General features: G+C 38.1%; 18 protein-coding genes. 10 read left to right on the forward strand and 8 right to left on the reverse strand.

All coding sequences use genetic code 11. The annotated features are described in order from the left end of the window. Nucleotides 1-271: 271 nt before the first annotated feature. The 6 genes from I6F45_RS19555 to I6F45_RS19580 all read right to left on the reverse strand — a co-directional run bounded on the left by I6F45_RS19555 (nt 272) and on the right by I6F45_RS19580 (nt 6,362). Complete coding sequence (locus tag I6F45_RS19555; RefSeq protein ID WP_197119042.1) at nt 272-592, reverse strand: hypothetical protein; 321 nt, start codon at nt 590-592, stop codon at nt 272-274. 9 nt (nt 593-601) lie between these two features. After that, nucleotides 602-1,345 carry a nuclear transport factor 2 family protein gene (locus I6F45_RS19560; RefSeq protein WP_007583507.1) on the reverse strand — a complete coding sequence of 248 codons (744 nt, stop codon included), beginning with the start codon at nt 1,343-1,345 and terminating at the stop codon, nt 602-604. 251 nt (nt 1,346-1,596) lie between these two features. Further along, nucleotides 1,597-2,340, reverse strand: a complete 744-nt coding sequence (locus tag I6F45_RS19565) for a ferredoxin--NADP reductase (RefSeq protein ID WP_197161736.1) — start codon at nt 2,338-2,340, stop codon at nt 1,597-1,599. A gap of 642 nt (nt 2,341-2,982) precedes the next feature. Beyond that, a complete protein-coding gene (locus I6F45_RS19570) occupies nt 2,983-4,581 on the reverse strand; it encodes an ABC-F family ATPase (protein WP_197161739.1) in 1,599 nt (532 codons plus the stop codon). A 292-nt stretch (nt 4,582-4,873) separates the two neighbouring features. Continuing rightward, entirely contained in the window at nt 4,874-5,614 is a 741-nt protein-coding gene (locus tag I6F45_RS19575) for a substrate-binding periplasmic protein (protein WP_197161743.1), read from the reverse strand. 7 nt (nt 5,615-5,621) lie between these two features. Further along, nucleotides 5,622-6,362 (reverse strand): substrate-binding periplasmic protein, encoded by a 741-nt coding sequence (locus I6F45_RS19580; protein ID WP_165741129.1) that lies wholly within the window; start codon nt 6,360-6,362, stop codon nt 5,622-5,624. Nucleotides 6,363-6,557: 195 nt separating this feature from the next. Here I6F45_RS19580 and I6F45_RS19585 point away from each other — a divergent pair, with 195 nt between their 5' ends. From I6F45_RS19585 to I6F45_RS19610, 7 genes are all read left to right on the forward strand, one after another. Then, complete coding sequence (locus tag I6F45_RS19585; RefSeq protein WP_197161745.1) at nt 6,558-7,796, forward strand: UPF0149 family protein; 1,239 nt, start codon at nt 6,558-6,560, stop codon at nt 7,794-7,796. A gap of 208 nt (nt 7,797-8,004) precedes the next feature. Further along, on the forward strand, nt 8,005-8,601 hold the full coding sequence (locus I6F45_RS19590) for a class I SAM-dependent methyltransferase (RefSeq protein ID WP_197161747.1): 597 nt from the start codon (nt 8,005-8,007) through the stop codon (nt 8,599-8,601). Further along, nucleotides 8,598-9,698, forward strand: a complete 1,101-nt coding sequence (locus tag I6F45_RS19595; protein ID WP_197161749.1) for an HNH endonuclease — start codon at nt 8,598-8,600, stop codon at nt 9,696-9,698. Before I6F45_RS19590 ends, I6F45_RS19595 begins: the two co-directional genes overlap by 4 nt. A gap of 686 nt (nt 9,699-10,384) precedes the next feature. After that, complete coding sequence (locus I6F45_RS19600) at nt 10,385-10,654, forward strand: hypothetical protein (RefSeq protein ID WP_197161751.1); 270 nt, start codon at nt 10,385-10,387, stop codon at nt 10,652-10,654. Nucleotide 10,655: 1 nt separating this feature from the next. Further along, entirely contained in the window at nt 10,656-11,249 is a 594-nt protein-coding gene (locus tag I6F45_RS19605; RefSeq protein WP_197161754.1) for an ABC-three component system protein, read from the forward strand. Beyond that, nucleotides 11,243-11,476 carry an ABC-three component system middle component 6 gene (locus I6F45_RS21640; protein ID WP_442961216.1) on the forward strand — a complete coding sequence of 78 codons (234 nt, stop codon included), beginning with the start codon at nt 11,243-11,245 and terminating at the stop codon, nt 11,474-11,476. The genes I6F45_RS19605 and I6F45_RS21640 overlap by 7 nt, the downstream gene beginning before the upstream one ends. Before the next feature lie 7 nt (nt 11,477-11,483). Continuing rightward, a complete protein-coding gene (locus tag I6F45_RS19610; RefSeq protein WP_197161757.1) occupies nt 11,484-13,241 on the forward strand; it encodes a DUF2326 domain-containing protein in 1,758 nt (585 codons plus the stop codon). Between the two features lie 181 nt (nt 13,242-13,422). Here I6F45_RS19610 and I6F45_RS19615 read toward each other — a convergent pair whose 3' ends face one another. Next, nucleotides 13,423-16,575 (reverse strand): DUF3427 domain-containing protein, encoded by a 3,153-nt coding sequence (locus I6F45_RS19615; protein ID WP_197161760.1) that lies wholly within the window; start codon nt 16,573-16,575, stop codon nt 13,423-13,425. 428 nt (nt 16,576-17,003) lie between these two features. Between I6F45_RS19615 and I6F45_RS19620 the strand changes: the two genes are divergently transcribed. After that, nucleotides 17,004-17,696, forward strand: coding sequence for a hypothetical protein (locus I6F45_RS19620; protein WP_197161763.1), 693 nt, complete (start codon nt 17,004-17,006; stop codon nt 17,694-17,696). A 195-nt stretch (nt 17,697-17,891) separates the two neighbouring features. Here I6F45_RS19620 and I6F45_RS19625 read toward each other — a convergent pair whose 3' ends face one another. After that, nucleotides 17,892-18,896 carry a nuclease-related domain-containing protein gene (locus tag I6F45_RS19625; protein ID WP_197161766.1) on the reverse strand — a complete coding sequence of 335 codons (1,005 nt, stop codon included), beginning with the start codon at nt 18,894-18,896 and terminating at the stop codon, nt 17,892-17,894. Between the two features lie 310 nt (nt 18,897-19,206). Between I6F45_RS19625 and I6F45_RS19630 the strand changes: the two genes are divergently transcribed. Beyond that, entirely contained in the window at nt 19,207-19,689 is a 483-nt protein-coding gene (locus tag I6F45_RS19630; protein WP_197161769.1) for a hypothetical protein, read from the forward strand. Nucleotides 19,690-19,691: 2 nt separating this feature from the next. After that, nucleotides 19,692-20,825 carry a DUF1570 domain-containing protein gene (locus I6F45_RS19635; RefSeq protein ID WP_197161772.1) on the forward strand — a complete coding sequence of 378 codons (1,134 nt, stop codon included), beginning with the start codon at nt 19,692-19,694 and terminating at the stop codon, nt 20,823-20,825. The last annotated feature ends 591 nt before the right edge of the window (nt 20,826-21,416 follow it).

Raw genomic sequence — 21,416 nt, forward strand, 5'->3', positions numbered from 1 at the left:
ATAAAATACTGGTTTTTGTTTTCGGCTTTCTCATTCACTCCTCTTTTACTTCTCATTGTGCAAATAAAAGCTTTTAAAGGGCTAATTAATTTACAAAGAGCTTAAGAGGCGCTGCGCTTTTAGAGTAGTGATACATATTGGCCGATCTGGTTTTTCTCAGCTATTACTGATTACCTTATCTTTGTGAAAGAAATTACTTATATTTTTAATAATAATTAAAATAAAAACGTATTGCGGAGGGGGAGAATACCTAAGCAACAGCAATTAAACGCTATCGCTTAAAGTATAAATCAATCGCTTTAGTGAGGAGCTCGTCGAGCTGTTCTTCAAATTCTTCTATATCAATATCAAAATGCTTTAAGTACGCATGAGCCTGAGCAAGTGATAAATTACGGCTGTTAACGCTATATTGTCGCTCGTCTATGGCTTTATCGTAACGAGGTAAAAATACAAATTGGCCATAAAATGGTGACTTAATATGTTTATTTGCAAAACGACAAAAATCTTCAACATGCTCAGCACCCTTAGGGCCAAGGCAACCGGGCTCGATGCGATACATTAAGCGAATTTTTTTGTCGTCATTTATTTGCATATAAAGCCTTTATCTAAAAAACAGTACGCGTACTATTTTTCCATCTTTAATTTGGTAACTCGAAATAAGTTCTGAGCGTTTATCAACTACCTTTTCGTCAGTTGAGCAGGTTTCTGATAGTTCGTGATCAATCACTATATCACCGTGTACTATGCGCTTAATTGGTGATGAGTGAATACACTTTAACTTTTTAAACATTAGCCCATAACGTTCTATTAGTTTTTCTTTACCTTTAAATAATAGCTCATTAGGGAAAATATAAAACTCAACATCTTCGGCATATACCCGCAGAAACTCTTCAATGTTACGCGCGTTATACGCTTTAACTAACTGCTCTACTACCGCAAGTGATTCGCGCGATTGCTTAGCTTTAGTTTGTTGCTTAACTGTCAGCGCTTCTTTTGCTTGCGTAACTGCTTTTTCAGCTTCGGCTACAGCCACTGCTTTTTCTATTTTATTTTTCGGCTTTTCAGTAGGTTTAATCTGCTCGTTACCCAATACCTTTGAATCGTCTGGTTTAGTCGCATCAATTGTTGGCTTTTTAAGCTCAGGTGCTTTGTATTCAAGCGTATTTACTTTGTCGTCAGCTTTGACTTGAGTTACTGATTGCTCATCTTCAACTTTTGGTTTTTCAGCGTTTGCTTGAGCTTCAACTTGCTGCTCTTTTTGCTCAGGCTCGCTTTGTTCTGCGGCGTAAGTAATAAGCGCAACGGTGGTAATTAACGAGGCAAAAATAATAGATAACGGTTTCATAACTTTCCTAAAATGAACACTAAACACGTGTAATACCAATTACATTAAATAAGTGATCTATTATAGCGTCAAGAAAATAGCACAATAACAAGGCGAAAATTGTGACATATAGTTGTTCTATATGAATAACTTTTAACGCAGTTAGTGAGTTATTTAATGCGATAGAATGATCATATTTTTGATAAAATTGGTATAAGGGTGCAACATAGCAAATTTTAACGTTATCGGGTAGTTAATACCACCACTGTAGCCTACCAGTACTGCTCTACAGTAATGTTACCGGGTGCTTTGCGGCGGTTACGCGTAAAGTTTTTATCGAGAAGTAGCGCGGTTGTGTCTTTTACCATTTGTGGATTTCCGCAAATCATAAATTGCGCGTTACTAGGCTCAGGGTTTAATTTTACATGTTCAAACAAGCGGTTGCTCTCAATTGCGTTAGTAATCCTCCCACTTAAGCCTTGTAATGGCTCCTCTCTACTTACAACCGGAAGATAGTTGAGTTGTTCTGGGTACACTCTTAATAACTCGTTAATAAGTGCCTGATAGCTTAAATCGTTATTAAAACGTACACCATGCACTAAGTTTATGCTTTTGTATTTTTTCCACACATCGGGCTGTTGCAATATTGATAAAAAAGGCCCTATGGCAGTGCCAGTACCTAACATCCAAAGCTGATCGCTTTGTGGTATTTCATCAAGGGTAAAAAAGCCAGTTGCGTGTTGTTCTATAAGTACGGTTTCGCCAGGTTGTAATGTAGCTAAACGAGGAGAAAGCAAACCGTCAATAACGTTAATAAGGTAAAATTCAAGATCGGGATTTTCAGGGGCATTCACATATGAATAAGCCCGAGCAATACGCTTGTCGCCATCCATTATAGAAAGCTTTGTAAATTGCCCTGCTTTAAACGGCTCTACATTAGCATTAACGGTTAAGCTAAAGAGCGTTTCGCTCCACCATGTTACGCTTTTTACTGTTGCTTCAACCCAATTAGACATAGTTACCTCTTGGTTTAGCCATTAAAGTTTTAAATAACTCACCCCATAAACATTAGCATTAAGTGACAAAGACTTACAGGAGAATATGACTAGATTTAAAGCAGTGATGTATGCAGAATTTACCAATAAAATAATGTGAATAATTAGCTCTGCGATAAGAGCTATTAATTGCATAAGGAAAAGCGAAGCAGCAGTAACTAAGAAAAATAAAGTCAAAAAAACAGTGCTTTTTTATTTTATCACTCACTTTAAAAGCGCTGCGTCTTATATCACCATTAGTGAATTATTTACTTGAAAAACTATTGCACTAGGAGAAGCCAAAGAGGAGTAAATGAGAAGAACCAAGCCAGAAAACGAGTATTTTATCACTCACTTTAAAAGCGCTGCGTCTTATATCACCATTAGTGAATTATTTACTTGAAAAACTATTGCACTAGGAGAAGCCAAAGAGGAGTAAATGAGAAGAGCCAAGCCAGAAACGAGTATTTTATCACTGACTCTAAAAGCGTAGCGTCTCTTAACCTCTTAGTGAATTATTTATTTAAGCCTTTATTAATTAATTTTATAGTTAAACTCAAATTCCACACATAAAAAAACGGCGCTAAATTTAGCACCGTTTTTATAAGTAATGAGAAAAAGCGTTTACGCTTTTTTCTCTTCACAACTTGCTAGGTATTCGTCAAAGGTACCTTGGAAGTCGATTACTTTTTTATCTTTAATATCAATGATACGCGTAGCTAATGACGATACAAACTCACGGTCATGGCTTACAAAAATAAGCGTACCTTCAAAGTCTTTAAGCGCATTGTTAAGCGCTTCAATAGCTTCCATATCCATGTGGTTAGTTGGTTCGTCCATAACAAGCACATTAACGTCTTGCATCATTAACTTACCAAATAACAGGCGGTTTTTTTCACCACCAGAACAGTTACGCGCTTTTTTGTTTGAATCGTCTGCTGTAAACAACAAACGGCCTAACATGCCACGAACCATTAAATCGTTGTGCTTAGCTGTACGCCATTGCGACATCCAATCAAACAACGTTAAATCGTTTTCAAAATCTTTAGTGCTGTCTTGCGGGCAATAACCAAAGGTCGCATTTTCAGACCATTTAATTTCGCCTTCATTACTTTTAAGCTCGTCTACTAAACAGCGTAAAAATGTAGTTTTACCCACACCATTTTCGCCAATTACAGCAAGCTTAGCGCCAGCTTCAAGTAACAAATCGCCACCAGTAAATAACATTTCGCCATCAAAACCATGGCCAATCTTGTTAACTTCAAGCGCTTGACGATACATTTTTTTACCTTCGTCAAACGAAAGCGATGGGCTCATACGGCTTGAAGATTTAACTTCATCAAGCTTAATTTTATCCATTTTTTTAGCACGCGAACTCGCTTGCTTAGCTTTTGAAGCGTTAGCACCAAAACGGTTAACAAAGTCTTGTAGCTCGTCAATCTCAGCGCTCTTTTTAGCATTTTCAGCTAAAAGTTGCTCGCGTTGTAGGCCCGCAGCTTCTAAAAATTTCTCATAGTTACCTGGGTAAATACGAAGCTCGCCGTAATCAATGTCGGCCATATGCGTACATACCGAGTTTAAAAAGTGACGGTCATGCGAAATAATTATCATCGTACATCTACGTTTATTTAGCTCGTTAGCAAGCCACGTAATTGTATGAATATCCAAGTTATTGGTAGGCTCATCGAGCAGCAAAATGTCAGGGTTTGCAAACAACGCCTGTGCTAAAAGCACGCGTAGTTTCCAACCTGGTGCTACGTTTGCCATTAATCCGTAATGAAATTCTTTATCGATACCCGCTTCAAGCAAAATTTCTTCTGCGCGGCTTTCTGCTGTGTAACCGTCCATTTCAGCAAATACGCTTTCAAGATCGGCTACTTTCATACCGTCGTCTTCGCTCATTTCTGGCAAAGAGTAAATACGCTCGCGTTCTTGTTTTACTTTCCAAAGCTCTACGTCGCCCATAATTACCGCGTCTACAACGCTGTATTGCTCAAAAGCAAACTGGTCTTGGCTTAGGTTACCTACTTTTAACCCTGGAGTAATAGATACATTACCCGCACTTGGAACAAGCGCACCGCTTAAAATTTTCATGAAAGTCGACTTGCCGCAGCCGTTAGCGCCAATTAAACCGTAACGGTTACCGTTACCAAATTTAGCTGAAATGTTTTCAAACAACGGCTCTGCGCCAAACTGCATCGTAATATTTGCGGTGGAGATCAAAAAGGGTAATCCTAGATTAGTACTGACAGGAGTACGCTGCAGCAATACGCCACAAACAAGAACCAGACAATAGGGTAAATTAGCTGGCGAATTATACAGATCAGCCACAACGAATGAAAGATAAAAGGCAGCTAATTTATAACCAAGCGAAAATAACGGCAATTCTCGTTTTTAAGCCACTATTTTTAGCGTGAGCGGTGGTACTTACTTACAGCGGGGAATGTAAGTAAGTACCACCGCCAGCAATATTAAATAAGTGTTGCAGTCAAAGAGCTAAGTTATTGCCCATGCTTTAATGCACAGGTTGATAAATTAACTTTATAGCGGCTGCATTTTTAGTAATTAATTGATTAACGGTCGCCACATCATCAAGTGTTAGCGACTCTTTACTTAGCATAAAGTGCACATTGTTAACGTTAATCGGTGTAATAGACTTTACCTGCGTAATTGAGGGGTGTTTTTTTACAAAGTACTGCGCAACCACAGAGTCTTCAATAACATAGTCGATTCGTTTTTTATCTAACATGCTAAATCGATTATTTGCTTGAGCAGTAAGCACGACCTGTGTTGAATACTTAGTTTTTAGTTGTTCAAGCTCGTTACCAAAAAAGCTTCCTCGGTTAATACCAGCTGTAAACTCTTTACTAAAAAGCTCAGGTAAACTTGTTATATCGGGTGAGTCTTTATGTTTATAAAGATGCATAACTTCTTCGCGGTAGGGCAAACTAAAGTGCGCATATTGAGCGCGTTTTTTTGTGTAACTTGCTGCGTAGGTTATATCTACTCGGCCATTTTTAAGCTCAGCTTGAACACGCGAAAAACTCGGGAAATAAGTCCATTTAATACAAAATTTTGAATCTTTAAAAATAGCGTTTACAGCATCCACTTCTGTGCCTAAAAATGTATCACCTTGCTTAACAAGGTAAGGCGGCCAATTAGTTTCGTTAGTGCCCATCACTAATGTTTTAGAACACGCAAGGGCATTAAAGTGAGTAAATAGCAGTGTAGTAAATGTTAAAAATAAAGTTTTCATTACACTCCTAGTATTTAAACAGCGCTTTAAGTGCTGTTTTGTTTTTGTTTATATGCTCATTAATTACTGCAAGCTCAGTAACCGACACCGTTTTTTTGCTAAACATTAAATAAATATCGTCTTTATTTACATACTCAATGTTGGTTACTAATTTTATATTTGAGCCCTTTTGGCCAAAATAAGCACCCACTAACTCGTCTTCAATAGCAAAATCAATACGTTGTTTATTAAGCATTTCAAAGCGTTTACTGGTTGCACTGGTGTATTCAATCTGCTTTTTATATTTAGTTTTATATTGCTCAAACTCCTCACCGTAATAGCTTCCAAAGTTAGCGCCAACAATAAAGCCTTGTTTAAAAATGTCTTCGAGGTTTTTAACACTATGCTGATTATTTTTGTTTTCGTATAAACGCATAACCTCAGTTCGGTAGTTATCACTAAAGTGCACGTATTTAGCGCGCTCGTCTGTATAACTTGCAGCCCACCCTAAATCAATACGGCCGTATTTAAGCTCAATAAAAGCCCGCTTAGAATTTGGTAGCAACTTAACTTCAAAACAAAAAGGGGAGTCAGCAAATATAATGTTAAGTGCATCAACCTCCGAGCCTTGCAGCTTACCGTTAATGCCCATTACATAAGGCGGCCAAAAAGCATCGTGCGATGCCACGCTAAAGGTTCTTTCACAAGCAAATACATTAAATGGAGCCGTAAACAGCAAACATAAAAATACGGTAATTAATTTATTCATTACGCCTCATAGTTATTATTTTGCTCATTATTACAACAGTATAAACCAGCTTTTGTATTTTAGCGGCACGGGTTTGTTTAAATTTGTAAATATTTCGTTAAAAATTAATTTTAGGATAAAACAACCAAACTAGCGTTGTTGGTAACCTTATCTATGGGTACACTAATAATAAATTTATACATAGCAGGGCACGTTATGTCGCCAACTAAAATTCGCAACAATGTTATAAAACTCAGTGAATTAAGCACTAAACAACCAAACTACTATTTTATACAAGGTTATTTAATGGGGTTAGGTGTATTACCCCAAATACTTCCCCCGAGCGAGTGGCAACCTGATTTATTTGGAGATATTAACCTTCAAAAAGAGAGCGAGCTAAAATACCTCGAAAGCTTAATGGCGTTGTATAACCAAAGCATGGATAAAGTAATTCAAAACGAATTAAAAATGCCAGCAAAATGCAGCCTATCCAAGCAAGACTACCGGGATTCGCTAAAGCCGAATATGCCCCTACCAAGTTACTGTAAAGGGGTTTTACAGGCGCTTAAACACATAAATAAACGTGCACTTAATGTACTACAAAAACAGGCTGTTGATAGCCTAAGTGGCGTTTTAAAAGCTTTTACTAGCGAAAAAGCAGCGGCAAAAGTATTTGGTGAATTTGCCCAATACAACGCCCAAGAATATAAACGTAATTATGTGTATTTTATGGCCGACGCTATTTTTGAACTTCGATTTAGTAACGACCTAACTTTAAGTGATGAAGATGAGGCACAATTTAACAACAGCTTTTTAGACGAAGAACCAAATGAATTAGATGAGCTTGATGAACTACTTGAACTGGTACTTGCCGACACAGAACTAAAAGCACTTGAGCCAATGCAGATGCTTTTAGAAATGATGGAAGGGCACATTACAAAGCAATTTATTAAAGACAACACAGGGCACTTTTGGGGATTGCACGAAACCCGCCCTTATATGATGCTGCGCGCGCATCGAGCAAAAATACACGCACTGCATGGTTATACCCAAAAAGCACAGTCAGAGCTCGAAGAGTTATTAACGCTAAACCCAAACGACAATCAAGGTAATCGCTTTTTATTAATGAATTGCCTAATAATTAATAAAGAATGGGACAAGTTAGACGCTCTATTGGTTAAGTCCGACAGTGAAGAGCTACACGCAACAGCAAGCCGTGCGCTAAGTGCTTTTGTAAAACATGGCGATTCAAAACCCGCTAACGATTACAAAAAAATGCTCCAGCAGCAAAGTAAACACTTTAGCAAAATACTTACAGGGCAAGAAAAACTAAAAGAACAGCCGCCATATTACAGCCCAGGCAGTAAAGAAGAGGTAGGTGTTTATCTTGATTCGTTAGGTAAACAAGCGTGGATTTCGGTGCCTGCGAGCCTTTTTTGGTTGAGAAAAAAGTAATAACAATTCGTGTAAAAAGTGCTAAGCGTGATTTATGCCGCGCTCAGTGCTCAACATAAGCACTTAATAATAACAGCGTATTAATTTAAAAATTTCTACTTATTAAGCCTATATTTAATGCGCTTGTTCCTGTAGATTAAACAAATAATGAATGCAGTATTAACAGTGTCTTAGCTGTTAAACGATTAGCCAAGGAGCGGTGAGTCTCGTGTCAAACACCACACTTACTTATTACAACCAAAATGCCAAAGCTTTTAGCGACTCAACACTTAACGTTGATATGTCGGCACTTTATGCTGAGTTTTTACCGCACGTTGCACAACACGGGAGTATTTTAGATGCCGGTTGCGGCAGTGCGCGCGATGCCGCATTTTTCAAAGCGCAGGGTTTCACTGTAAGTGCGTTTGATGCAAGCCCAGAGCTGGCAGAGTTGGCAAGCAGTTACTTACACCAACCTGTAGAGGTTAAAACATTCCAAGAGCTAAATTGTGTAAATCAATACGACGGGATTTGGTGCTGCGCTAGTTTATTACACGTTCCAAAATCTGAATTACCGCAGGTGTTTTTAAACCTACAAAATGCGCTTAAACCAAATGGCGTTTTGTATGTATCGTTTAAATATGGCACGCAAGAGCGTGTGCATAATGGTCGTGAATTTACCGATTTAAACGAAAATGCTTTAACACATTTACTTAGCCATACGCAGTTAAAAGCCATTAAACAATGGCAAAGCGTTGATCAGCGCCCAGAGCGCGAAAGTGAAGTGTGGCTAAATGCGCTGATTAAAGTAGTGCACGTTTTATGATTGGAGCGATGCAGCAACAGCTCGACTTTATTGCTTATATTCAGCGCTTATTAGTTGAAGGTGATTTTAGCGCTACTTATAAATTTGCACTTTTACATGCACTGGCTGATATTAGTATCGAAAAACATCATGCTGCTCCGCAAGCACAGTTACAAATAAAATTTGATGAATTAGTCGACAAATTTATTACTTTATATTGGCACCAAGCATCGCCATTTGGCGCAATTGGTAATAATAGAGAGCAACTACTTTTACAAAATACCAATTCTAATAAACAAGCCAAAATTATAACTACGCTTCATGATGCAAAATTAAATAATATTAATTCTATTAGTCAGCTAAAAAAGAGCCAAGGTTGGAATAATATACGCAGTTCAACACTAAAAACCATTAAAGACGGCCCGCTGTGGCTATTACAAAAATTAAATGGCAAAGAAGAGTGTTTTTTGTATCCTCATATTAAAGGCCAATCATACATCACCTTAAATGAAGGTATTGCAGGCTGCTTTAGGCGTTTTTACGACCTAGTTGTTTATTTAGCAAAAAACGCATGGCTGCAAAAAATCCAAAGTATTAAGCATAACCAAGCCCTAATTGGCCCACAAAGCCAACTACATGATTTTTTATTTGGCTTTGATCGCAACGCATTGAGTAAAGCAAAACCTGTATTAATAGAGCTTCAGCGCGGTAATTGTTTTTATTGCCAAAAATCATTGAACAATAAAACCGAGGTCGATCATTTTATACCGTTTGCCCGCTACGCAAATGATTTAGGTCATAACTTTGTGGCAGCACATAGCACCTGTAACAACAGTAAAAGTGACTTTTTAGCCGCGCAACTTCATCGCGAACGCTGGCAAGAACAAAATTTAGTGATTAATAGCCAGCATTTAACAAGTGAACTTAGTAATTACTTTAATTGCGATTCAGATAAGTCGCTTTCGGTTAGTGATTGGGCATATCAGGTTGCAGAGGCTAACAGTGCAAAGTTATGGATAAAAAAAGGTTATTTTGAAGAAGCAGCCAGTTTTAAATATCAACAGCCAAGTGCTGGGCTGGATTTAGTAGCGGAAGAAAAGCCAAGGTATGACGTGTAATACAGAATTTGTAGTTTGTGCTGTAGGCGATAGTTTATCTCGCGCTTTTGGGTTGTAGGCGCAGAGCTTGCTCGCGCGAAAAGCGAAGCTTTTAAATTTCGGTGTAATTAATGTGTAGGTGCGATTTTATATCGCGCTCATAAATTGGTGTTTTGATGTGGGTTTAAAGGATTAAAAACCTCTATTCGAGGTTATATCGCGTTGGCGATGGCAACCAAAGAGCGGCTGCCGCCGACCGCCCTTTGGAATCCCACGGCGCACCCGAGGATCACACTGTGTCTTCAACATCGTTAATAATGTGAACGTAACCAGCTTAGATAGGCCATCCATGGCCAAGCTAAGCTTTGTGCAGCATCCATGCTGTAAATCACTCATCATTAACTAAGTTTCAGGTGTGATCACGGGGAATTGGAGTGTGTTGGTAAATTGGTGGTTATGGATTTAGACGCTGATTGGTCAAACATTTAATAAAGTGAGTCGAGAACTTGTACTGCTGAATTGACTTTTATTCGAAATTATTAAAAAATCAATAATAACAATGCATTATATGAACTTGAAACTGGCTGATGAAAAGTGAGTGCGGCATGTGTGAGCCTTGCTATATATAATTTTTAAACGAAGGTTAAAGCATCATAAATACATGATAAAATCATCTGTAATGGATATGTAATTCTAGGGAGATTAGATTGGATAATTTTTTTAAAGCCGCTCTAAGTGTAGGTGGTTTAGGAACAGTAGGTGCAGCTATATTTTTTGGCTTATATAAAGATTGGTTAGCACTCGATATCTTCACAAAGCTATCAGCTGATCAAACATTTATCATTATGCTGGTTTTCTTAGGGCTCGTGTTTCTTAGTCTCATTGTACTTGTAATTGCATACATTCTAAAAGGGATAAATATTAATTCAGCCAAAGCAACAAATAACTCTGTAGCTATTATTAACGATAAAAAATAACATGATTAATAGAAATAGCGCAGATGCGCAAGAAGGTTCAGTTGCTGCCGTTAACCATGGTACTGGCTCTCAAAATATCGACAATAGCACTACAACAATTAGGCTTGGTGGCTTAGTTAATCTTGCTGAAACTGCAACAGGTGCAATAGTATTTGATCCTGTTGTTATGCGAGAAGCTATTCTTTCAATAGACCTTTCACTGGAAAACATTAATGGTAATCAGAGTAACTTTGATATTATTGATGTGGTAAAGAAAAACAAGCTTAATGGGTTAACCCAAGAGTATTATGACGAATTTATTTCAATAAATTACGAACCATATTTTTTAGAGCTGGATGTTTTCCTAAAGCAACGAGAGAATGAAGATCTGCAAAAAAAGGTGCACAATATTGTTGCTAGCTTAAATAGAAAGATTTTTATAAAAAGAAAGAATTTTGATACTTTTGAAGACCTTTTAATTTCTATTGAGGAAGCACTATTGGAATCAGAGTTTAGAACTCTTCAAGGAAAAGAGTATACAATTAGCTTTTTCTTATATTATTTATATGCTTCCTGTCTTATAGGTAAAAAAACTGATGAGGAAAAGCAATGCTAACTCCTCACAGATTTACAAATTTTAATTACTGCCTTGTTTATGTATCTTCTTTAGTAATTGAATGCCTGATATCTAGGGGTAATTCCAGCTTAAGCGAGTTATATAAGTTCTGTAAAACTTCTAGTGCAGAAATAAATGAACAAGATATAACACTTGCAGTAAGCTTTTTATATCTACTGAATAAAGCTGAATACAATATTGAAAAAGATATTGTTAAGCTCGTGTGAGAAAATTATGCTTAAATTAAGTCGGTTATACGCAAATAACAGTAACATTTTTCCTGACATAATATTTAAAGATGGTTTGAATATTGTCTTTGCAAACGTATCCAAAGAACAGAAAAATAAATCTTCTCACAGCCTAGGGAAAACAACTTTAGTTGATCTTCTAAATTATTCTCTTTTGAAACAGGTGGATAAAAGCTTTTTTCTAAAAAACAAAGCTTTTGAAGACTTTGTTTTTTACCTAGAAGTTGAATACGATCTAAATAAATTTGTCACTATCAAAAGGCCTGTAAAGGGGAAAATTAGCATACATTCATCGCCTAAAAAAGATAGGTTAAATTACTTAAACGATGAAGATTGGGAGTTCAACTCCCTTAGCTTAAAGAAAGCAAAGGAGATATTTGATTCTTTAGTTTCAATCAAGAATCTTAGGGATAATGCTTTCACATTTCGAAATGGCTTGAGATATTGCTTCAGAAAGCAAACGCAGTATGAAAACACATTCAAGGTAAATACAAGCAGAGAGACCGACTCTGCTTGGAAACCATATCTTGCACAGGTTTTAGGCATAGACTCTATTCTTGTAAAAGATAAATACGATGCCAACAAGCAGGTTGACTCATTAAAAAATGCAATCAAACAAATTGAATCTATACCGCAAGAGAGCACTCAAAGCTTAGAGGCTGAAATTGCTCAACTTGAAGCTCATATTTCAAGGGCTCAGCTTGAATTAGACAAGTTTGATTTCAGAAAAGCAGATACAGAAATTAACAGCGAACTAGTCGATAATACCTCTATTCAGGTCTCTGAACTAAATAAAAAACTTTACCAAATAGACCAGAGGTTACATGCAATAAATGAGTCAATGATGACTGAGTTCTCGTTTGACCTAGAAAAAGTAGTCGAGCTTTTTAATGAGATAGAAATATATTTCCCTGATAAGCTTGCGCACTCTTATCAAGATTTAATTAACCTAAATACTCAAATGTCTGAAGGCAGAAAAATTAGACTAAAAAGCGCTAAGGAAAAGCTAATTAATGAAAGGAAAAGTACAGAGGAAGGTTTGAATCTCGCTACAGAAAAACAAAAGGAACTTGCAAGCATATTACTGCAAAAAGATGCTTTTTCGAAATATAAAATAATGCAAGCAAGGTTAAGCAAAGAAGAAAGTAGACTTGCTGTATTACAAGAAAGAGTTGAAAAACTAGACTACGCATCATCTTTGTCAGAGAGACTTGAGTCGGCTATTAGCTCACAAAGCTTAGCAGCTAAATCATTAGAAAAAGCAACTCGAGTTAGGGAAAATGCGCAAATGAAACATGCGGTTCAAGTTTTCAGCGAGATTGTTGAGTATGTATTGTCTATTTCTGCTTTTATCTTCACAAAAACCAATACTGAAGGAAATTTAGAGTTTAAAATAGGCTTAAAAGACCAAACGTCAGTCAATGATGGCTTTTCATATACGAGGACGTTATCGGCTATTTTTGATATTACTCTGCTTCTAATACATTCAAATGAGAGCTTCTATAGGTTTAGTTACCATGATGGTCTTTTTGAAAGTTTGGATGACAGAGTGAAATTTAAGCTCATTGAGAAAATGAGAGAGATATCTGAAAGTAATGGTTTACAGTTTATTATCAGTGTACTCGATAGTGATATCCCTATCTCAGAAACAGGGAAGCGGTCATACTTCTCAGATAACGAAATTATTCGTGAATTGCATGATAGAGGGAATGCTGGAAGACTTTTTAGAATGCCAGCATTCTAGTGCTTAAAAGTCGTATTTCAGATAGTGCAGGTCACAGCTACAGCGTGTGGTGGCATATTTAAACCAAGAATCACAAACGTCTACTTACGGCAACCAATAGCCTTTATAGGGTTGGCTATGGCCTAATGTAAAATCTATAAGTGATATAACTGTGCAGCAAATTAAAATAACTTTCTAATTATCACCCAACCGCCAATTTCCCTGCCTCATGCCACATTTCACTTGGCATGGGGTTGGTTAACTCCCATGTTATATTCATCGGCTGACTGCCGTTGTGGCTTTGGTATTTAACCTCACCGTAGTTTACAAATCCCATGGTTCTGCCGTTTTCATCTTTGCCTTGTTCGCGTACAAATAACAGGATAGTTTTGCCTGTTTTTTGGTGTTGAATATAACTAAGGCCTCGGCCGTGATCTGGACGTGAGTTATTTTGACTTTGCCAATGAAACAGGGTTGGACTAATTGCGTAATCTTTATAGAGCGTTGTAGGTGAATATGTTTTTTCGCATTTTTTTAGTGTTACTAAAAGTAAAATAAGGTTTTGTTTCTTTAAAACTATGACTCCATCTTTTGAATATGATTTTTTATCAAAAGAGTGCTCGCCAAAGGCTGCAAGTATTTGTTGATGCGTATAGCGGCTGTGTAATTTTATGGCGTGGTTAGGCAGGTACGCTAAATCACTTTCTTGCTGGTGAATACGGTTTATTAATAGCGTAATTACTTGAGCAAGTTCGTGCTGTAGCGCATTGTGTTTAAGTGCTTGTAAGCTTTGCTCAAGTGATTCAAACCCTAAACGTGTGCCAGTCTCATACCAAAAGTTATAATGCGCCATAAGCGCGTACTGTTGGTTTTGTGGTGTTGGCGAAAAGCTAAAGTTGTTATTACATAAATCACGTAAAAAGCATAGGTAACTGAGCGAGTCGCAGCCGAGTAATTGGGTGTTGATTGCGCGGTAATACGCGGCGTAAATATCGGCTTGTTCTACTAGAATTTCATCGCCTTTGAGCCAGTGCCAGCCGCCGAGTTTTTTATCTTTTGGTTTGTATATATCTTCAAGCGTGACTTGTGGGTTTATACGTAAAAAGTTACTTAGCGTGAGCGCGTCATTAGTATGTTGCGAATAGCTATTTATAAGCTGCTGTAAACGGCGTTTAGAGTTTATAGCTTGCTGAATATTTTTCAATATTGTTTGTTGTGTGCGCTTTTGTAGCTCTATACGGCAACCCAGCGGTAAATGCGGGAAGTTGTTTTCAATCTCGGTTTTTATTGGTTGGTTATTTTTACCAATAAGCGCGCGGAATTTACTGGCAAAGTCGTATTCTGGGCGGGCGTTGCCTACAAAATCGAGTACGGTGCAGCACTGTTTTTGGCTGTTGTCGGGTAAACGCAAACCACGGCCGAGTTGCTGTAAAAACAGCGTTAGGCTTTCAGTTGGGCGTAAAAATAATAGTGTATCGACTTCTGGAATATCGACGCCTTCGTTAAAAATATCAACCACGCAAAGTATTTGTATTTCGCCTTGGCGCAGTGCTTGCTGTTTAGCCGCGCGCTCATTAGTGTTTTTGGTGGTGAGTACATCGGCGTTTATGCCTGCTAAGTTAAACTTTTTAGCCATAAATTCAGCGTGTTTTTGGCTTACGCAAAACGCGAGTGCTTTAATGGTTTGAACATTGGTTACGATATCAGCAAGGCTCGATATAATTTTGTTAGCGCGGCTGTTCTCACCTGTATAAAGGTTACTTAACTCGCTTATATCGTAACGGCCACCTCGCCATTTTATTTGGCTTAGGTCGGTGTCGTCATCCAATCCAAAGTATTGAAACGGGCATAAATGGCGTTGATTTATTGCCTCTGGTAAGCGAATTTCGGCGGCTATTACGCCGCAAAAATCATCGAGTATATTTGCGCCATCTTGTCGCTCTGGTGTAGCGGTTAAGCCAAGTAATATTGTGGGCGTAAAGTGGTTTAAAACATCGCGATAACTAGCTGCGCTTACGTGGTGTACTTCATCTATAACTATGTAGTCGTAGTAATCGTGAGTTAAATTGAGCGATTCAATTTGGCTGTTCAGCGTTTGGATTGATGCAAATAATTGGTTGTAGCGTTGTGGTTTGTAGTTACCTACCCACAGCTCGCCAAAGTCGTTGTTTTTAAGCACACCACGGTAAGCGCTTTGCGCTTGTTTAAGTATTTCTTCACGGTGGGCTACAAACAAAAAGTGTGCGTTTGGATTTTTATCGTAAACGGTTTTAAAGTCGAACGCCGATATTATGGTTTTACCTGTGCCGGTTGCGGCAACTACTAAGTTTTTAAAACGATTATGTACGCTGCGCTCAGCACTTAGCTTTTCTAAAATAGCGAGCTGATGCGTTTTTGGTGTTATATCAAAATAAAACTGGCTGCTTGATTGCCCAATACCGCGTTGCTCGTTAAGTGAATTGAGGAGCTTTTCTTTACACTCAACAGCGCCTGTAAATAGCTCGAAGTCTTTTGATTCCCAGTAGGTTTCAAACGTACTTTTGGTTTTAGCTATTATGTGCGGGATTTCTTGTGCGGTAATTTTTAAGTTCCATTCAAGGCCGCTGGTAAGCGCCGAATGCGATAAGTTAGACGAGCCAATATAGCCTGTGTGAAAACCCGTATTGCGCATAAATAAGTAGGATTTAGCGTGTAGGCGTTCTTGCTGATTATTATAACTTAGCTTTACTTCGGTATTTGGCAGGTTAGCTAAAAACTCAACGGCTTTAGCATCCGTTGCGCCCATGTACGAAGTAGTAATAACTTTGAGTTTATTACCGCTTTTAGTAAACGCTTCAAGCTCATTTTTAAAAATGCGCAGGCCTGTCCATTTTATAAATGAGACCAGCCAGTAAATAGTGTCGGACGATTTAATCTCGCGCTTTAGCTCGGTTTCGAGCGATATACCTGCATTAGCACCGCTAAATAACTCGCTTTGTGTGAGCCCTGTGAGTGGAAATATATCGCTTGAGTAATCTTTAAGGTTGGCCGCAATAGGGTTTTGGGTATTAAACAGCGCAGTAAGTATTCGACCTTGGCTGTCGATAAGATTTTCGTTAATTAGCTCGTCATCACGAATATGATCTTTAAGCCAAAGTACAAGGCTGTTAGCTAGGCTAATTTGTTCTTGCAGGCGCTCGTTTGAGTTGGGAATGGCATCTATTGCGTGCGTTACAAGTTTACTTAAAAAGCGTGAAAGCCATGTTGCGGCTTCGGCCGTTTCAAGCTGGCGTTCACCAACATAAAATTGATCACGATTTAAGTTTTGCTCAATTACTTGCGTAATTAACTGCTCGTAAATACCGATCTGCTGCATTAAAACCACTCCCTGTTTGCGAGTGGTTAGTTTACTTAAATACGGTACAGCTACAAGTATTAATCGACTAAGTTACTAGTAATTAAGTACAAACGAGTGAGTTAAGTATTAGCCAAGAGAGTAATCAAATGATGATGCTAAGAAATTATCCCCTTCAACTTCACCTGCAAACACATAATTAATGAGTAATTACTTCGCATGGATTCGAGGAAAGCGATGCTTGCACATGGATGTGCTTTCATCGCGTTTACGTTCATATTAATTTAGTGTTTAAAGATAAGTGAAATTGAGGGGCGCCGTGGGGTTCCAAGGGGCGGTCGGCGGTATCCGCCCCTTGGTTGCCATCGCCAACGCGATATTAGTTTATTATAAGGTTTTAATGTATAAACATATTTGGGTTATAAATAGAGTTAAATAAAAGGATAAATATGGATATAGTAATTAATAAGGAACAGCTTCCTGAATTTGCAAAGCAGCACTTTGGGCACTTGTATAATCGTCTAGGTGAAGGGATTTATAGTTCTCATGAGACATTGAAAGAAGGGGATGTTTACCTCTTAGGTCTCAACCCCGGTGGTAGTGGTCATACAAAGCTAGGCGAATTCATGAATAATACGCTTACTCGCACCAGAAATTCTTATTTAGATGAAAGTTGGAAAAATGGTCAAAGCGAATATGCGCAAGGCGCGGCTCCACTTCAAAAGCGAATTCAAGGTTTACTACAGGGCATAAATCAAAATGTAGTTGATGTATGTGCTAGCAATTTGATTTTTACAACATCTAAATCCTCGCAAGATAGCAATTTTAATTTTGGTTTCGCTGGTACGTTTTGGCCTTTTCATCAAGCTGTTATAGAAATAGTAAAGCCAAAAGTTATTTTAACCTTTGGAAATGCAAAGCATTTATCGCCCTTTGGCTTTTTAAAATCAATGTATTACGATGAAAATAATTTAGATACTTTTGAAGCGATTCCCGCAGAACATGGTAAGTGGGAGTGTTATGGATTCAAAACTAAGTTCAATGGCAGGCAGACGGCTGTTATAGGTTTACCGCACCTAAGTTATTACAACCCAAATAAAGAAAAGATCTTAGAGTGGATTCGGAATTTTTCTGGATTATAAATCATCAAATAAGCACTGCATTTTTAGTAGTGCTTCCTTTCTATTAATTTTAAAAGCTACGCTTTTCGCGCGAGCAAGCTGAGCGCCTACAGGTGTTTGGGTGAGCTTTGTAGCGTTGATTGGGAGTTATGAGTTAGTTACGAAAGAGCTAGTTACTAAAGATCAAAGCGCGATGTAAAATCGCACCTACAAGTGCTAAAGCTTAATAGGCGTACTTATTTCACAATCTTTGCATACTAAAGAGTAATTTTCTCTACGTTTACTTGTTTTAGTATTGCTACTTGAACACTCAGGGCATGGTGATTTCATTGGTGTATTTGCACTGCAATTGCCGCATTTCACAAAGTAACCATAACGTCCAGAAAGAGGCTGCAAATTGGTCGAGCTATTACATTGCTTACAAGCTAATGTTATCTCTTTGATTAGATCAGTTTTAGGCTTAACTTGTGCCGTAATAGTTTGCTCAGCCGCTATTAAACTCTCATCGTAAACAGATTCTGGTTCGCTTATTTCCGCAGATACATATGAAGGTTCTTGTAAGTTAGGCGATATATTTTGCTCTAAAATAAATTGGCAAATTCTATCGAGTGTTTCTTCACTGAACCACGGTCGAACGTTTGTTGTAAAAAGGTGAAACGCATTAGGTTTAGATGCAGGAAGCTTCATTATTTCGAGTAGTTTATCAGTTATAAATTCTGATTTAACTAATCGATCTTCAATGGCTTTTGGTGTGTTTTTTCGGTTGATAATGGCGTTGCTCGATATTGCACAAATACTATGCCACTCTCTGCCACCAAACCCCTGTTGAAGTTTGCCAAATAATTTAGTGAGTAAGTTAGGTGCATTGTCGCGCATTAGGCTTTTTAATAGTGCTAGTTGTAATTCAACCTGTTTTATTGGCGATGGCATACCTTGCCAGTTACCGCGATAACTGCGACTCCATTCTTGATGTTCATTAATCGTTACTTCCCCTGTAATGCTTTTAGATTCGATAAGAATAAAGCCATAGGTGTATGCGATTAGGTGGTCTATTTGTGCGGTTTCGCCATTGTGTTTAAATTTCACATCGTTAAACACAAATACCTGACTATGATCTTTAAAGGCGCGGCGTAAATAAAAGGCAACGTCGAGTTCTTGCTTTTGACCTGCTTGTATTTTAGCTGAGTTGCTGCTGATGAGGGTTTTATCTTTTAGAATCATGAGGCGTCCTTTCAATCATGTATTTACTTAGAATATCATTGAAGTACCGAATAAGAATACTGCTTAAGTTTAAAAAATGCGAGATAAACTCCCACTTACAATTTAAAAGCCACGCTTTTCGCGCGAGCAAGCTGGGCGCCTACAGGTGTTTAGCTTGGCCTTATTTAAAAGCCAAAGCGCGATGTAAAATCGCGCCTACGCTTTTGTTGAATATGGTGGTTTAATTTTTGCTTTTTGGATTAGTAATGTTGATGTGTTTTTACGCATTTATAGGTACACTATTTTAAAGTTTTAATTCAGGGAATGAATAATGATTAAATGGATTTCACTGGTATTTATTAGCGTATTTACAACTTTCCCTCAAGCTGGTGAGACTTACACACAATCCCAATGCGATAGCATTAAAAAGCAGCGCGAAGCTATTCGGTCTCAATTTAGAAGTGGCTACAGTAATAAAGAAGGTGAGCGTTTAACTGCACGCGATAAAGCGCTATTTACATTACTTGCTAATCACTGCAGTAAGCCTAAAAAGAGTGGCAGCGCTTATCAGGCTACTTCTAACCCAACTCGTACGCCTAATAGCAATTGGTTACTCAATCAAAAAGTATCAAACATGTCTTTGCACAGCGATAGCTATAAAGATACCGCTAAGCTTGATGCTTGGTCAAAATTTTATAAATTGCCTAAACGTTGCCGCAAAAAAGGGATGGAGTCGGACGACTTTGTATGGTGTAGCGAGTATCGGGGTAAACAAAAAGAGTTATTTGAAGCACAGTGGCAAGGGCGCCCATAAATATGTTTAAAACAAAATTACGCGTGGTGTTTGTATTTTTTGTGCTGCTAATTGCATCGGCGCTCATTGCTAATCATTTTACTGGGCGGGTATTTAATTATCATGATCCTATAGGCGAGGTTAAACGAATTTATAGTAGTTTATCGTCACAGATAGCTACTGAACCGCTAGCAACTAAACAGCTCAAAAATATAAGCTCGGCAACTTTACAAAATGCATCAGTATCTGCCGATAATCATTTATCGCAAGCTAACAATACGCGCTGCGTGGATGTATCGTTAGGGAAGATTAAATATAAACGTAATGGCGATATATTTACGTGGACAGACAGTGACGGTGTGCCGCATTTTAGTGACAAAAAACCGGATTTTGCGGTAGCAACTTACGATACTGGTTTTATTGAACCGCTAGATTACTTTGACCTCACTTTAAATACGCCTAATTTACCTTCGTCATTTAACCAAGCGTTACGCATAAAACTCAATACTGTATTTAAAGTATATGGACAGATTATTGGCGTGCACGCACTTAAAAAGGTAAAGCTTAATTTAACGGTACTGCCTACGCGCCGCGCTTATGAGGCCGCAATTAAGCAACGCAGTGCTGACCCTGCAAACACTGCGGGTATGTATTTTCACGCGAGTAATTCTGCTTTTATTCATTATAAAAATGCACACAGTGCAATGCGAACTGCGGTACATGAGGCAGTGCATGCCATTAATAAAGCGGTTTTAGGCTACACCCCTAGATGGTTTAATGAGGGATTTGCAGAATACTTTGAGCTTACTAAAAGTAATATGCAAACAGCTATTGTTGAGTCGAATAGTTCATGGACGAAAAATAACAATATTACTAAAAGTGTATTTTCGATTGATTCGTTAGTGGGTTTGGATGACTCGTGGAAAAAAGGTGATACCAGTAAGCTGTACGCAAGCAGTTGGGCTGCAATTTACTTTTTAATGGATACGCAAGCAGGGCGATCGTTACTTAAGAATATAATGCTTGCTGAGCAAGAATTTCTCTGTAATAAGCTATCTGAAAAGCAATTAAAAACGATGATGTATAAGCAGCTTCCTAATCTTAATCGTGAATATTCTAAGCGGTTAAAAAGTCCTTTAAAAGCGCATATATTTTAAATTACAAACCAAAAGCGCGATGTAAACTCCCGCCTACAGCTTTTCGCGCGAGCAAGCTGAGCGCCCACAGGTGTTTAGCTTGGCCTTATTTAAAAGCCAAAGCGCGATATAAAATCGCACCTACGCTTTTGTTGAAAGTTGTGTTTGCAATGATGTAGGTGAGGTTTTATACCTCGCTTATAAATACATTTTTTACCACAGAAAAGTGAATTATTGTTCTATGTAGCGCTTAAAAGTAATGAGGCAATTAACTCTGCTATTCGCCTCATTGCATGAGGCAAATAAATTGTTATTCGCCTCACCATGTGAGGCGAATAGGTGTTTAGGTGAGCTTTGTAGAGTTGATTGGGGTAATGATCTAGTTACTAGAGGGCAAAGCGCGATGTAAAATCGCGCCTACAATTTAAAAGCTTCGCTTTTCGCGCGAGCAAGCTGAGCGCCTACAGGTGTTTGGGTGAGCTTTGTAGCGTTGATTGGGGTGTTTGAATTGTTGTAGGTGAGGTTTTATACCTCGCGGGTGTTTTTATAAGAGCTAAGCGCGATGTAAAATCGCACCTACGGGTTTGTTGAGTGTGGTGTTTGAATTATTGT

The organism is Pseudoalteromonas sp. SWYJZ19, from assembly GCF_015864375.1.
Lineage (GTDB): Bacteria > Pseudomonadota > Gammaproteobacteria > Enterobacterales > Alteromonadaceae > Pseudoalteromonas > Pseudoalteromonas arctica.

What these genes read in the sequence shown, in the direction of transcription:
- I6F45_RS19555 (WP_197119042.1), bottom strand. Translation starts at nt 592, where the DNA reads ATGCAAATAAATGACGACAAAAAAATTCGCTTAATGTATCGCATCGAG.
- I6F45_RS19560 (WP_007583507.1), bottom strand. Translation starts at nt 1,345, where the DNA reads ATGAAACCGTTATCTATTATTTTTGCCTCGTTAATTACCACCGTTGCG.
- I6F45_RS19565 (WP_197161736.1), bottom strand. Translation starts at nt 2,340, where the DNA reads ATGTCTAATTGGGTTGAAGCAACAGTAAAAAGCGTAACATGGTGGAGC.
- I6F45_RS19575 (WP_197161743.1), bottom strand. Translation starts at nt 5,614, where the DNA reads ATGAAAACTTTATTTTTAACATTTACTACACTGCTATTTACTCACTTT.
- I6F45_RS19580 (WP_165741129.1), bottom strand. Translation starts at nt 6,362, where the DNA reads ATGAATAAATTAATTACCGTATTTTTATGTTTGCTGTTTACGGCTCCA.
- I6F45_RS19585 (WP_197161745.1), top strand. Translation starts at nt 6,558, where the DNA reads ATGTCGCCAACTAAAATTCGCAACAATGTTATAAAACTCAGTGAATTA.
- I6F45_RS19595 (WP_197161749.1), top strand. Translation starts at nt 8,598, where the DNA reads ATGATTGGAGCGATGCAGCAACAGCTCGACTTTATTGCTTATATTCAG.
- I6F45_RS19605 (WP_197161754.1), top strand. Translation starts at nt 10,656, where the DNA reads ATGATTAATAGAAATAGCGCAGATGCGCAAGAAGGTTCAGTTGCTGCC.
- I6F45_RS21640 (WP_442961216.1), top strand. Translation starts at nt 11,243, where the DNA reads ATGCTAACTCCTCACAGATTTACAAATTTTAATTACTGCCTTGTTTAT.
- I6F45_RS19610 (WP_197161757.1), top strand. Translation starts at nt 11,484, where the DNA reads ATGCTTAAATTAAGTCGGTTATACGCAAATAACAGTAACATTTTTCCT.
- I6F45_RS19615 (WP_197161760.1), bottom strand. Translation starts at nt 16,575, where the DNA reads ATGCAGCAGATCGGTATTTACGAGCAGTTAATTACGCAAGTAATTGAG.
- I6F45_RS19620 (WP_197161763.1), top strand. Translation starts at nt 17,004, where the DNA reads ATGGATATAGTAATTAATAAGGAACAGCTTCCTGAATTTGCAAAGCAG.
- I6F45_RS19625 (WP_197161766.1), bottom strand. Translation starts at nt 18,896, where the DNA reads ATGATTCTAAAAGATAAAACCCTCATCAGCAGCAACTCAGCTAAAATA.
- I6F45_RS19630 (WP_197161769.1), top strand. Translation starts at nt 19,207, where the DNA reads ATGATTAAATGGATTTCACTGGTATTTATTAGCGTATTTACAACTTTC.
- I6F45_RS19635 (WP_197161772.1), top strand. Translation starts at nt 19,692, where the DNA reads ATGTTTAAAACAAAATTACGCGTGGTGTTTGTATTTTTTGTGCTGCTA.